Source organism: Citrobacter sp. GW821-FHT07H02 (genome assembly GCF_059418505.1).
Window position 1 is genome coordinate 416,629 of record NZ_JBWKPZ010000002.1, and the last position, 12,900, is coordinate 429,528.

Genomic DNA, 12,900 nt, shown 5'->3' on the forward strand with positions numbered 1-12,900 from the left:
GCTGTCGTTTCCAGGTTTGTTGGAGAAAGAAAATGGCAAGATATTTGGGTCCTAAGCTCAAGCTGAGCCGTCGTGAGGGCACCGACTTATTCCTTAAGTCTGGCGTTCGCGCGATCGATACCAAGTGTAAAATTGAACAAGCTCCTGGCCAGCACGGTGCGCGTAAACCGCGTCTGTCTGACTATGGTGTGCAGTTGCGTGAAAAGCAAAAAGTTCGCCGTATCTACGGTGTGCTGGAGCGTCAGTTCCGTAACTACTACAAAGAAGCAGCACGTCTGAAAGGCAACACCGGTGAAAACCTGTTGGCTCTGCTGGAAGGTCGTCTGGACAACGTTGTATACCGTATGGGCTTCGGCGCCACTCGTGCAGAAGCACGTCAGCTGGTAAGCCATAAAGCAATTATGGTAAACGGTCGTGTTGTTAACATCGCTTCTTATCAGGTTAGTCCGAATGACGTTGTTAGCATTCGTGAGAAAGCGAAGAAGCAGTCTCGCGTGAAAGCCGCTCTGGAGCTGGCTGAGCAGCGTGAAAAGCCAACCTGGCTGGAAGTTGATGCTGGCAAGATGGAAGGTACGTTTAAGCGTAAGCCTGAGCGTTCTGATCTGTCTGCGGACATTAACGAACACCTGATCGTCGAGCTTTACTCCAAGTAAAGCTTAGTACCAAAGAGAGGACACAATGCAGGGTTCTGTGACAGAGTTTCTAAAACCGCGCCTGGTAGATATCGAGCAAGTGAGTTCGACGCACGCCAAGGTGACCCTTGAGCCTTTAGAGCGTGGCTTTGGCCATACTCTGGGTAACGCACTGCGCCGTATTCTGCTCTCATCGATGCCGGGTTGCGCGGTGACCGAGGTTGAGATTGATGGTGTACTACATGAGTACAGCACCAAAGAAGGCGTTCAGGAAGATATCCTGGAAATCCTGCTCAACCTGAAAGGGCTGGCGGTGAGAGTTCAGGGTAAAGATGAAGTTATTCTTACCTTGAATAAATCTGGCATTGGCCCTGTGACTGCAGCCGATATCACCCATGATGGGGATGTCGAAATCGTCAAGCCGCAGCACGTGATCTGCCACCTGACCGATGAGAACGCGTCTATTAGCATGCGTATCAAAGTTCAGCGCGGTCGTGGTTATGTGCCGGCTTCTACCCGAATTCATTCGGAAGAAGATGAGCGCCCAATCGGCCGTCTGCTGGTCGACGCATGCTACAGCCCTGTAGAGCGTATTGCCTACAATGTTGAAGCAGCGCGTGTAGAACAGCGTACCGACCTGGACAAGCTGGTCATCGAAATGGAAACCAACGGCACAATCGATCCTGAAGAGGCGATTCGTCGTGCGGCAACCATTCTGGCTGAACAACTGGAAGCTTTTGTTGACTTACGTGATGTACGTCAGCCTGAAGTGAAAGAAGAGAAACCAGAATTCGATCCGATCCTGCTGCGCCCTGTTGACGATCTGGAATTGACTGTCCGCTCTGCTAACTGCCTTAAAGCAGAAGCTATCCACTATATCGGTGATCTGGTACAGCGTACTGAGGTTGAGCTTCTTAAGACGCCTAACCTTGGTAAAAAATCTCTTACTGAGATTAAAGACGTGCTGGCTTCCCGTGGACTGTCTCTGGGCATGCGCCTGGAAAACTGGCCACCGGCAAGCATCGCTGACGAGTAACCGGATCACAGGTTAAGGTTTTACTGAGAAGGATAAGGTCATGCGCCATCGTAAGAGTGGTCGTCAACTGAACCGCAACAGCAGCCATCGCCAGGCAATGTTCCGCAATATGGCAGGTTCACTGGTTCGTCATGAAATCATCAAGACGACCCTGCCTAAAGCGAAAGAGCTGCGCCGCGTAGTTGAGCCGCTGATTACTCTTGCCAAGACTGATAGCGTAGCTAATCGTCGTCTGGCATTCGCCCGCACTCGTGATAACGAGATCGTGGCAAAACTGTTTAACGAGCTGGGCCCGCGTTTCGCGAGCCGCGCCGGTGGTTACACTCGCATTCTGAAGTGTGGCTTCCGTGCAGGCGACAACGCGCCGATGGCATACATCGAGCTGGTTGATCGCTCTGAATCGAAAGCAGAAGCTGCTGCAGAGTAATCTGTAGTAACGTAAAAAAACCCGCCCCGGCGGGTTTTTTTATATCCGTTGTATCCCCACTTGCCTACAATATCTGTACTCTTTTTGTTCATCCCCTGGAGTATTTATGTGGCTACTTGACCAGTGGGCAGAGCGCCATATTGTCGATGCACAATCCAAAGGCGAGTTTGATAACCTTCCTGGTAGCGGGAAAGCACTCATTCTTGATGATGACTCGCATGTCCCCGAAGATCTTCGTGTTGGTTATCGTTTATTAAAAAATGCAGGATGCCTGCCTCCTGAGCTGGAACACCGCAGAGAGGCCATTCAGTTACTTGATATGCTCAAGGGTATCAAGCAGGACGACCCGCAGTATCAGGAAGTTAGCCGACGTCTGTCATTGCTCGAGTTAAAATTGAGACAGGCTGGTTTGAGTACTGAGTTTTTACGTGGAGCATATGCAGACAAACTGATGCATAAAATCAACGATCAATAACGGAGTTCTTATGTACCGCATTGGTGAACTGGCAAAACTGGCGGAAGTGACCCCTGATACCATCCGCTATTATGAAAAGCAGCAAATGATGGAGCATGAAGTGCGCACCGAAGGGGGATTTCGGCTTTATACCGAAAGTGATCTCCAGCGGCTTAAATTTATTCGTTATGCGCGCCAGCTTGGTTTTACGCTTGAATCGATCCGCGAGCTACTTTCGATCCGTGTTGATCCGGAACACCATACGTGTCAGGAATCGAAGGGGATTGTGCAGGAGCGACTGAAAGAAGTGGAAGCCAGAATTGCAGAACTGCAAACTATGCAGCGTTCACTGCAAAGACTCAATGATGCCTGCTGTGGCAAGGCGCACAGTAGCGTCTATTGTTCGATTCTGGAGGCCCTGGAACAGGGGGCTAGTGGAGTCAAAACGGGCTGTTGATTTATTGAACGCAGGCGCTTACACTCGCGCCGTAAAACATATCACTGGAGAAATTATGAGTCGTTATCAGCATACGAAAGGGCAGATAAAGGACAATGCCATTGAAGCATTACTGCATGACCCTTTGTTCAGGCAGCGCGTAGAAAAAAATAAGAAAGGGAAAGGAAGTTATCAGCGGAAGGGTAAGAATGGCAATCGGGGTAACTGGGAGGCCAGTGGCAAGAGCGTAAATCGCGTTCTTACCACTGGCCTTCTGTTTTCAGAGACGTGTTAAGAACGCGTATTTTGCTCTTTCAGCAGGTCGCGGATTTCGGTAAGTAACACTTCTTCTTTTGTTGGTACAGGTGCTGCAGCTGGTTCTTCTTTCTTACGATTGAGTTGATTGATCAGTTTGATTGCCATAAAGATGGCAAATGCAACAATAACAAAATCAATGATGTTCTGAATGAATACACCATAGTGCATGACGACCGCCGGGATATCTCCCTGTGCAGCACGCAATGTGACAGCAAATTGTTTAAAGTCGATCCCGCCAATTAATAATCCCAGAGGGGGCATGATGATATCGGCAACCAGTGATGAAACAATTTTACCGAATGCCGCACCAATAATGACACCCACCGCCAAATCCACAACATTCCCGCGCATCGCGAATTCGCGAAATTCTTTAATTATGCTCATTTTATTCTCCCTAAGCAGCTGACGAGTGTAAGTTTAACAAATGTTAAAGTATTTTCCATTTATGGATATTCTCTTTAGGAAAATAAATTAAACCTTGATAAATAAAGGGAATTAAAAAAGGCACCGAAACGGTGCCCTCTTAAAATTACAGGAAGAAAGGACTTGGCTGGAATAAACGTTCAACGTCGGTAATAAACTTTTTGTCTGTCAGGAACATAATGACGTGATCGCCCTGCTCAATACGCAGGTTGTCGTTGGCGATCATGACATCGTTTCCTCTGACAACTGCACCAATGATCGTTCCCGGCGGAAGTTTTATTTCATCGATCACGCGGCCTACGACGCGGGAAGTCGTCTCATCACCGTGTGCAACAGCTTCTATAGCTTCAGCAACACCACGTCGTAATGAAGATACCCCGACAATATCAGCTTTACGTACGTGACTGAGAAGCGCGGAGATGGTTGCCTGCTGCGGTGAAATCGCAATATCAATCACGCTGCCCTGAACAAGATCGACATAGGCACGCCGCTGAATCAGCACCATTACCTTTTTGGCCCCCATCCGTTTGGCGAGCATTGCCGACATAATATTCGCTTCATCGTCATTGGTGACCGCGATGAACAGATCAACTTGATCGATATGTTCTTCCGCCAATAATTCTTGATCCGATGCATCGCCAAAGAAGACGATCGTATTCTGTAGTTTCTCGGCAAGCTCGGCTGCACGTTGCTGATTTCGCTCAATCAACTTCACGCTGTAATCTTTTTCCAGGCGACGTGCAAGGCCTGCGCCGATATTACCGCCACCGACCAGCATGATGCGCTTGTAGGGTTTTTCCAGGCGTTGCAATTCACTCATCACAGCACGAATGTGCTGAGAGGCCGCGATAAAGAACACTTCGTCACCCGCTTCGACAATCGTGGATCCTTGCGGACGAATCGGTCTGTCGTGGCGAAAAATTGCTGCAACACGAGTATCGATATGCGGCATATGTTCGCGCATGGTGGATAACGCGTTTCCAATCAGCGGACCGCCGTAATAGGCTTTTACCACAGCCAGGCTGACTTTACCTTCCGCGAAATTGACCACCTGTAATGCGCCAGGGTACTCAATCAGTCGATAGATATTATCAATGACTAATTGCTCCGGCGCGATGAGATGATCGATAGGAACCGCTTCGGAATGGAACAGCTTATCCGCATCGCGGACATAGTCCGGCGAGCGAATTCGTGCAATACGGTTCGGCGTGTTGAAGAGTGAATAGGCGACCTGGCAGGCGACCATGTTGGTTTCATCGGAACTGGTAACGGCGACGAGCATGTCCGCATCGTCAGCCCCCGCTTCACGCAGCACACGAGGATGGGAACCGTGCCCTTGTACCACGCGAAGATCGAATTTGTCCTGCAAACTGCGCAAGCGCTCACCGTTGGTATCGACCACCGTGATATCGTTGTTCTCTCCGACCAGGTTTTCAGCCAGCGTACCGCCAACCTGCCCTGCGCCCAGAATGATAATTTTCATCAGTCGCGACCCGTTATCTCATCACTTTTTGATTAGCTTAGCGTAAAAGAAGCCATCACCTTCTTCCAATCCTGGCAGATTTTGCAGCCCCGGATTATCAGGTGTACCTGTCTCCTGCAACACAGCGTCTGGCGTGCGCTGCAAGAAGGTTTTAATCTGCTGACTGTTTTCTTCCGGCAGAATGGAACAGGTAGCGTAAACCAGCACACCGCCAGATTTCAGATGTGGCCATACGGCATCAAGAATTTCAGACTGCAACTGAGCAAGTTCAGCAATATCACGGTCACGGCGCAACCACTTGATGTCCGGATGGCGACGAATAACGCCAGTAGCCGAACAAGGGGCATCTAACAGAATGCGATCAAACTGCTGCTCGCCGCACCATTGTGCCGGATAGCGCCCGTCACCTTGCTTAACGGCTGCCTTCATGCCGAGGCGTTTCAGGTTGTCGTAAACGCGTGATAAGCGTTTTTCATCAACGTCGACTGCCGTTACATTAGCGTCTGGGGCAACTTCCAGAATATGTGTCGTTTTACCACCAGGAGCGCTGCATAAATCGAGGATCTGCTCACCATTTTGCGGTAGCAGGTAGCCGACGCAACCCTGGGCGGAAGCATCCTGAACGGTAACCCAACCTTGCTCGAAACCAGGCAAAGCCAGTACTGACACAGGGGTTTCCAGACGTACGGCATCCGGATAAGCAGGATGAGTAAAGCCTGTCATACCCGCTTCTTCCAGCAATGCCAGCCAACTGTCGCGCGAATGGTGCGTACGGTTCACACGCAACCACATTGGCGGTCGTTGGTTATTGGCTTCAAGGATACTTTCCCACTGCTGTGGATAGGCATTCTTAATGCGCTTTACTAACCAGGACGGATGTAAGAAACGAAGTTCGCTTTGTGCAAATTCGGTTAGTAGTTCTTCCTGGCGGCGCTGGAATTGGCGTAGTACGCCATTTATCAGCCCTTTCAACTGTGGGCGTTTGATAACGACTGCACCTTCCACTGTCTCAGCAAGTGCAGCATGAGGAGGAATACGGGTATGCAATAGCTGGTAGAAGCCGACCATAATCAGATAATGGACCGTGCGCTGCTTGCCCGTCATCGGGCGCTCCATCAGTTGTTTGATCATCCACTCCAACTGGGAAAGCGTGCGCAAGACGCCAAAGCAGAGTTCCTGCAACAGTGCTTTATCTTTATCGGTGACTTTCTGCTGCATAGCGGGCAGAACATTGCTTAACGACTGCCCCTTTTCGACAACCTGTTCGACGGCTTGGGCCGCCATACTGCGTAAATTAAGATTTTTTTTCATAACCGCAAAAATAAAAATGCCCGGTTACACCGGGCGTATTGAGAGGTGACCGTCAGGCCAGACGGTTGCCAGGAATAAACCATTCCCGACGTGAATTTAGTAGATCTTGAGCACTCATCGCCTTTTTCCCTGCGGGTTGCAATGAGAGCAGGTTCAGAATGCCGTTGCCCGTCGCAACCTGGATTCCTTGCTTTGTGGCCTCAAGGATGGTGCCGGGTTCTGCTTGCGTGGAGGCCTCAATGACTGATGCCTGCCAGACTTTCACGGGTTGATCTTCTATTTCCAGCCAGCTCATCGGCCAGGGGTTAAAGGCACGAATGCAACGTTCTAACTGTGCGGCAGAGAGAGACCAGTCTATGCGGGCCTCTTCTTTGCTGAGCTTCTCTGCATGGGTAACCAGAGCGTCATCTTGCACTTCAGGCTTTGCGGTACCTGCGGCGAGCTGCTTGAGCGTATCGATCAGCCCCTGCGGGCCCAGGTTTGCCAGTTTGTCATACAGCGTGCCGCTGGTATCTTCTGCTGTGATCGGGCATGCAAGCTTATAAAGCATGTCACCCGTATCCAGGCCGACATCCATTTGCATAATGGTTACACCCGTTTCGGTATCGCCGGCCCACAGCGAACGCTGAATAGGTGCGGCGCCGCGCCAACGAGGGAGCAGGGAACCGTGAACGTTGATGCAGCCAAGACGCGGCATGTCCAGGACCGCTTTTGGCAGAATCAGGCCATAAGCCACTACGACCATGACATCCGCGTTTAAGTCGGCGACCAGTTGCTGGTTTTCCTGCGGGCGTAAAGAGACAGGCTGAAAAACCGGTAACCCTTTCTCTTCGGCCAGGACTTTCACAGGGCTGGGCATCAGCTTTTTGCCGCGTCCTGCCGGGCGGTCAGGTTGGGTAAACACACCAACGACGTTATGTCCTGAAGACAACAGCGCGTCGAGATGACGCGCTGCAAAGTCAGGTGTACCCGCAAAAATGATACGTAGTGAGTCTGACACGTTGATTCTTGTCCTTAAGCTCGGGCGTTCAGGCGGTCGAGTTTTTCAACTTTCTGACGGATACGTTGTTGTTTCAGCGGCGACAGGTAATCAATAAAAAGCTTACCGACCAGGTGATCCATCTCATGCTGAATACAAATCGCCAGCAGGCCATCCGCTTCCAGTTCAAAAGGTTTGCCATCGCGATCGAGTGCGCGAATTTTTACTTTCTCTGCGCGTGGCACTAACGCACGCTGTTCTGGAATAGAAAGGCAGCCTTCCTCAATACCGGTTTCACCGTATTTTTCCAGCAACTCTGGATTGATGAGTACCAGGCGTTCATCGCGGTTCTCGGACACATCAATCACGATAATACGTTGATGGATATCGACCTGCGTTGCCGCCAGACCAATACCTTCTTCGGCGTACATCGTCTCGAACATATCATCGACGATACGCTGAATTTCTGCATTCACTTCTTCTACCGGCTTTGCGACTTTGCGAAGGCGCTCGTCCGGAATATGTAACACTTGCAAAACTGACATAGTTATCCAGAGTTGTGTTCAGGAGTTGGAAAGATTATTACCTCTATTCTAGACAAAACCCCTGCTGATTGACAGCATCACTGACCAATCGCAAAGATTGCCAGGACCGCTTGTGACAGGGGGAGAAGGATGACCCATATCGAAATTTGGTTACGCCTAATGCGTGTCAGTGAGATGTACGGCGACGCAATGGTACGTACGGCCAATTTTCTCATTAATCAGACCCATATCGATCCTGCATTGTTGCACAGTGCAGGATTCTCAATCCGACAGGCTGAACGCTTTTTAACGCTCCCGCAAAAGGAGCTGGATATTGTGCTGGATTGGTTAGCGCGGCCTCATCACTATTTCATTACGGCGGAGAGTAAACATTACCCTCAACAGCTTCGTGCGATTGAAGACTACCCCGGCGCGCTATTTGTCGCCGGGGAGCCTGAATGCCTTGACTCCATCCAGCTTGCCGTTGTGGGGAGTCGCTCACACTCCTGGTATGGTGAACGATGGGGGCGCGTATTCTGCGAAAAACTTGCCGCAGCAGGGATTACGGTGACCAGCGGACTGGCACTCGGTATCGATGGCGTCGCACATAAAGCCGCGTTAAGTGTAAAGGGAAAAAGCGTTGCCGTATTGGGTAACGGTCTGTTGACTGTGCATCCGCGTCGGCATGCCCAGCTCGCAGAAAACATCGTCGGTATGGGAGGCGCTTTGATCTCTGAGTTTCCGCTGGCGACACCTCCGTTAGCGCATCATTTCCCCCGGCGAAACCGCATTATTAGTGGTCTCAGTAAAGGCGTTTTGGTGATTGAGGCGGCTCTGCGCAGCGGGTCTTTGGTTACCGCACGTTGTGCGATGGAGCAAGGGCGAGAGGTCTTTGCTTTACCAGGGCCGATAGGTAGCCCGGGGAGTGAAGGTCCCCATTGGCTGATAAAGCAGGGGGCCACACTGGTGACAGCGCCAGAGGATATACTCGAAAATTTGCAATACGGGTTACATTGGTTGCCAGATGAGCCTGAAAATACACTTTATTCACCAGATCACGAAGCGGTGGCATTGCCATTTCCTGAGCTCCTGGCTAACGTAGGAGATGAGGCAACACCTGTTGACGTCGTCGCTGAACGTGCCGGCCAACCTGTGCCAGTGGTAGTGGCTCAGCTACTCGAACTGGAGTTAGCAGGATGGATCGCAGCTGTACCCGGCGGCTATGTCCGATTGAGGAGGGCAAGCCATGTTCGACGTACTAATGTATTTGTTTGAGACATACATCCATAACGAAGCTGAATTACGTGTGGATCAGGACAAACTGGAACGGGATCTTACCGACGCTGGTTTTGATCGTGAAGACATCTACAACGCGTTATTGTGGCTGGAAAAGCTTGCTGACTATCAGGAAGGCCTCGCTGAACCCATGCAACTCGCCTCAGATCCGCTCTCTGTACGTATTTATACTGCTGAAGAGTGCGATCGCCTGGATGCCAGTTGCCGGGGATTCTTGTTATTCCTGGAGCAGATACAGGTGCTAAACCTCGAGACACGGGAAATGGTCATTGAACGTGTGCTCGCACTGGATACTGCAGAATTCGACCTGGAAGATCTAAAGTGGGTGATCCTGATGGTTCTGTTCAACATTCCAGGTTGTGAAAATGCATATCAACAAATGGAAGAATTACTCTTTGAAGTGAATGAAGGTATGCTGCATTAAACGATCTTTATTCAGCATGAGTTGTTATGGCTAAATCAGCACTGTTCACGGTGCGTAAAAATGAGCCCTGCCCGCAATGCGGGGCCGAACTTGTTATTCGTTCCGGGAAACACGGTCCGTTTCTCGGCTGCTCACAATATCCGGAATGTGATTATGTCCGTCCTCTGAAATCGTCAGCGGACGGACATATTGTCAAAGTTCTGGAGGGTAAGTTTTGTCCTGCATGCGGCGCTGAACTTGTGTTGCGGCAGGGGCGGTTCGGTATGTTTATTGGTTGCAGCGATTATCCCGCGTGTGGGCATACCGAAATTATCGATAAACCTGATGAAACCGCGATTACCTGCCCTCAGTGCCGGACGGGTCATCTGGTCCAGCGCCGTTCACGTTATGGCAAAACCTTTCACTCCTGCGATCGCTATCCTGAGTGTCAGTTTGTCATCAACTTCAAACCGATAGCGGGAGAGTGTCCTGAGTGCCACTACCCTCTACTCATCGAAAAGAAAACCGCGCAGGGTGTGAAACACGTCTGTGCCAGTAAACAATGTGGAAAGCCGTTACCGGCGGATATTAAAAGTGAATAAAAACCTGCCATCAGACGCTATCGCTGCCGCGATAGAGGTACTGAGTAAAGAAAATGTCATCGCCTATCCAACAGAAGCTGTCTTCGGTGTCGGGTGCGATCCTGATAGCGAAACAGCAGTTACTCGATTGTTGGAACTGAAACAGCGACCCGTTGATAAAGGTCTCATATTGATCGCGGCAAATTTTGAACAACTGAGATCTTATATTGATGACAGCGTGCTAACGGATGCCCAACGGGAAGCCGTATTTGCCCGCTGGCCAGGTCCTGTCACATTTGTTTTCCCCGCGCCGGCGACAACGCCTCGCTGGTTGACGGGACGCTTTGATTCACTGGCCGTGCGCGTCACCGACCATCCGCTCGTGGTTGCATTGTGCCAGGCTTATGGTAAGCCGTTAGTTTCTACCAGCGCCAACCTGAGTGGATTGCCGCCATGCCGTACTGTTGAAGAAGTACGGGAGCAGTTCGGGGCAGACTTCCCTGTTGTTGAAGGCGAAACGGGAGGTCGTTTGAATCCATCTGAAATTCGTGATGCCCTGACGGGTGAATTGTTTCGACAGGGGTAAGATGATGGAAACCTATGCCGTTTTTGGTAATCCGATCGCACACAGTAAGTCGCCGTTCATTCATCACCATTTTGCACAACAACTGCAAATTGAACATCCCTATGGGCGTGTATTAGCGCCGAACAATGATTTTATCGGTACGCTTAATACCTTCTTTGCTGAAGGGGGAAAAGGGGCGAATGTTACCGTTCCTTTTAAAGAAGAAGCGTTCGCACGGGCAGATGAATTGACGGAGCGTGCGGCTCTTGCCGGGGCCGTCAACACGCTCAAAAAGCTTGAGGATGGTCGCATACTGGGTGATAACACTGACGGTATTGGGCTGTTAAGCGATCTTGAACGCTTATCTTTCATTCGGCCGGGCGCGCGTGTTTTGCTCATTGGTGCGGGTGGTGCTTCCCGTGGCGTATTGTTGCCACTGCTTTCGATGGATTGCGCAGTGACGATCGTGAACCGAACGGCTTCGCGTGCGGAAGAACTGGCGAAAATTTTTGCCCATACAGGGAGTGTTCAGTCTCTGAAAATGGATGCGCTGGTGGATCATGAGTTTGATCTGATCATTAACGCAACATCCAGCGGGATCAGTGGTGATATTCCTGCTATTCCGGCATCCCTTATTCATCCTTCTGTTTATTGCTACGATATGTTCTATCAGAAAGGGAATACGCCGTTTCTTACCTGGTGTATAGAGAAGGGAGCCAGATCCTACGCAGATGGTCTGGGTATGCTGGTGGGGCAGGCGGCGCACGCTGTTTTGCTTTGGCACGGTACATTACCAGACGTTGAGCCAGTGATTAAATTGCTGCAACAGGAGTTGTCTGCATGAATCAGGCCATCCAGTTCCCTGACAGAGAAGAGTGGAACGCAGATATCGACGCTGTCAGCTTTCCTGCGCTGGTAAATGGTATGCAACTCATGTGTGCGATTAAAGGAGAGAAGCTGGCGCATCGTTTTGGCGGCGATACTCCTGAGCAGTGGCTGGCTGCTTTTTGTGATCATCGCTGGGATCTGGAAGAAGAAGCTGAAGCCCTTATCCAGTCCCAGCAAGAAGACGATCACGGTTGGGTCTGGTTGTCCTGACTGAGATATTCGTCTTTCCACTTCACATAGTTATTCGCGGAGTATTGCAGACCTGCCTTCTCCGCGTCGCTCAGAGGGCGGATTTGTTTCACCGGGCTTCCCAGATACAGATATCCACTCTCAAGACGTTTGTTTTGCGGTACAAGACTACCTGCCCCGATCATGACGTCATCTTCTATAACTGCGCCATCCAACAGAATCGATCCCATCCCGACTAAGACGCGGTTACCGATAACACAGCCGTGTAGCATGACCTTATGCCCTACGGTCACATCCTCACCCACGATCAGGGGATTACCTTGTGGGTTGGAGGTCGATTTATGGGTGACGTGCAGTACGCTGCCATCCTGAATATTCGTACGGGCGCCGACCTCGACGTAATTCACGTCTCCGCGGATAGCAACGAGCGGCCAAATACTGACATCATCCGCCAGACGGACATCGCCAATGACGACACTGCTGGTATCGATCATCACTCGTTTTCCGATCTGCGGGAAAAGATCCTTATAAGGACGTAGTACGTCAGACATATTTACCTCAACAAAATAGAACCGTAATGATGACTTTGGTTGGATTATTGGCTCTGTGCAAGCGATTTGAGTATCAAAAATCAGGCGAATTGCGCAGGAATGGAACGAAAGGGGTGAAAAAACAGCAAACAGAAAAAAAGATCTAAAAAACACTTGTGCTAAAAAATGGGATCCCTATAATGCGCCTCCATCGACACGGCGGATGTGAATCACTTCACACAAACAGCCGGTTCGGTTGAAGAGAAAAATCCTGAAAATCAGGGTTGACTCTGAAAGAGGAAAGCGTAATATACGCCACCTCGCGACAGAGCGCTAAAGCGCGTCGCAACTGCTCTTTAACAATTTATCAGACAATCTGTGTGGGCACTCGAAGATACGGATTCTTAACGTCGCAAGACGAAAAA

General features: G+C 50.4%; 18 protein-coding genes. 12 read left to right on the top strand and 6 right to left on the bottom strand.

Translation table 11 applies throughout. The annotated features are described in order from the left end of the window. The first annotated feature begins 32 nt into the window (after positions 1-32). From rpsD to AC07NP_RS05170, 6 genes are all read left to right on the top strand, one after another. Positions 33-653: a 30S ribosomal protein S4 gene (rpsD, locus tag AC07NP_RS05145; protein WP_000135224.1), complete on the top strand. Its 621-nt coding sequence runs from the start codon at positions 33-35 to the stop codon at positions 651-653. Between the two features lie 25 nt (positions 654-678). Further along, positions 679-1,668, top strand: a complete 990-nt coding sequence (locus AC07NP_RS05150; protein WP_001162094.1) for a DNA-directed RNA polymerase subunit alpha — start codon at positions 679-681, stop codon at positions 1,666-1,668. 40 nt (positions 1,669-1,708) lie between these two features. Next, positions 1,709-2,095, top strand: a complete 387-nt coding sequence (gene rplQ / locus AC07NP_RS05155; RefSeq protein WP_001216372.1) for a 50S ribosomal protein L17 — start codon at positions 1,709-1,711, stop codon at positions 2,093-2,095. 106 nt (positions 2,096-2,201) lie between these two features. After that, entirely contained in the window at positions 2,202-2,570 is a 369-nt protein-coding gene (locus AC07NP_RS05160) for a DnaJ family domain-containing protein (protein WP_494659758.1), read from the top strand. Between the two features lie 10 nt (positions 2,571-2,580). Continuing rightward, the gene (gene zntR / locus AC07NP_RS05165; protein ID WP_203359774.1) at positions 2,581-3,006 is read left to right on the top strand and encodes a Zn(2+)-responsive transcriptional regulator; all 426 of its coding nucleotides are present in this window, start codon (positions 2,581-2,583) and stop codon (positions 3,004-3,006) included. 55 nt (positions 3,007-3,061) lie between these two features. Further along, on the top strand, positions 3,062-3,280 hold the full coding sequence (locus AC07NP_RS05170; RefSeq protein ID WP_494659759.1) for an alternative ribosome-rescue factor A: 219 nt from the start codon (positions 3,062-3,064) through the stop codon (positions 3,278-3,280). Here the strand turns inward: AC07NP_RS05170 and mscL are convergent. From mscL to def, 5 genes are all read right to left on the bottom strand, one after another. Next, positions 3,277-3,687, bottom strand: a complete 411-nt coding sequence (gene mscL / locus AC07NP_RS05175; protein WP_494659760.1) for a large-conductance mechanosensitive channel protein MscL — start codon at positions 3,685-3,687, stop codon at positions 3,277-3,279. The two genes, AC07NP_RS05170 and mscL, sit on opposite strands and share 4 nt — an antisense overlap. Before the next feature lie 145 nt (positions 3,688-3,832). Further along, positions 3,833-5,209 (bottom strand): Trk system potassium transporter TrkA, encoded by a 1,377-nt coding sequence (trkA, locus tag AC07NP_RS05180; protein WP_271446015.1) that lies wholly within the window; start codon positions 5,207-5,209, stop codon positions 3,833-3,835. A 21-nt stretch (positions 5,210-5,230) separates the two neighbouring features. Continuing rightward, positions 5,231-6,520, bottom strand: a complete 1,290-nt coding sequence (gene rsmB, locus AC07NP_RS05185) for a 16S rRNA (cytosine(967)-C(5))-methyltransferase RsmB (RefSeq protein WP_494659761.1) — start codon at positions 6,518-6,520, stop codon at positions 5,231-5,233. A 52-nt stretch (positions 6,521-6,572) separates the two neighbouring features. Then, positions 6,573-7,520 carry a methionyl-tRNA formyltransferase gene (gene fmt, locus AC07NP_RS05190; RefSeq protein ID WP_494659762.1) on the bottom strand — a complete coding sequence of 316 codons (948 nt, stop codon included), beginning with the start codon at positions 7,518-7,520 and terminating at the stop codon, positions 6,573-6,575. A gap of 14 nt (positions 7,521-7,534) precedes the next feature. Next, entirely contained in the window at positions 7,535-8,044 is a 510-nt protein-coding gene (gene def / locus AC07NP_RS05195; RefSeq protein WP_192610782.1) for a peptide deformylase, read from the bottom strand. A gap of 129 nt (positions 8,045-8,173) precedes the next feature. On the opposite strand from def, the gene dprA reads away from it, so the two are divergent. Genes dprA through AC07NP_RS05225 form a run of 6 tightly spaced genes read left to right on the top strand, consistent with a single transcriptional unit; the run spans position 8,174 to position 11,966 of the window. Further along, positions 8,174-9,298, top strand: coding sequence for a DNA-protecting protein DprA (dprA, locus tag AC07NP_RS05200; RefSeq protein WP_494659763.1), 1,125 nt, complete (start codon positions 8,174-8,176; stop codon positions 9,296-9,298). Then, positions 9,270-9,743 carry a DUF494 family protein Smg gene (smg, locus tag AC07NP_RS05205; RefSeq protein WP_192610784.1) on the top strand — a complete coding sequence of 158 codons (474 nt, stop codon included), beginning with the start codon at positions 9,270-9,272 and terminating at the stop codon, positions 9,741-9,743. Before dprA ends, smg begins: the two co-directional genes overlap by 29 nt. A 26-nt stretch (positions 9,744-9,769) precedes the next feature. Then, positions 9,770-10,324: a DNA topoisomerase family protein gene (locus AC07NP_RS05210; protein WP_490469484.1), complete on the top strand. Its 555-nt coding sequence runs from the start codon at positions 9,770-9,772 to the stop codon at positions 10,322-10,324. Further along, positions 10,317-10,889, top strand: a complete 573-nt coding sequence (gene tsaC / locus AC07NP_RS05215; RefSeq protein ID WP_494659764.1) for an L-threonylcarbamoyladenylate synthase type 1 TsaC — start codon at positions 10,317-10,319, stop codon at positions 10,887-10,889. The genes AC07NP_RS05210 and tsaC overlap by 8 nt, the downstream gene beginning before the upstream one ends. 4 nt (positions 10,890-10,893) lie before the next feature. Then, the gene (gene aroE, locus AC07NP_RS05220) at positions 10,894-11,712 is read left to right on the top strand and encodes a shikimate dehydrogenase (protein WP_494659778.1); all 819 of its coding nucleotides are present in this window, start codon (positions 10,894-10,896) and stop codon (positions 11,710-11,712) included. Then, positions 11,709-11,966, top strand: a complete 258-nt coding sequence (locus AC07NP_RS05225) for a DUF1488 family protein (protein ID WP_276293694.1) — start codon at positions 11,709-11,711, stop codon at positions 11,964-11,966. Before aroE ends, AC07NP_RS05225 begins: the two co-directional genes overlap by 4 nt. Here AC07NP_RS05225 and AC07NP_RS05230 read toward each other — a convergent pair. Further along, positions 11,942-12,496: a gamma carbonic anhydrase family protein gene (locus AC07NP_RS05230; protein ID WP_494659765.1), complete on the bottom strand. Its 555-nt coding sequence runs from the start codon at positions 12,494-12,496 to the stop codon at positions 11,942-11,944. The two genes, AC07NP_RS05225 and AC07NP_RS05230, sit on opposite strands and share 25 nt — an antisense overlap. Positions 12,497-12,900: the final 404 nt, after the last annotated feature.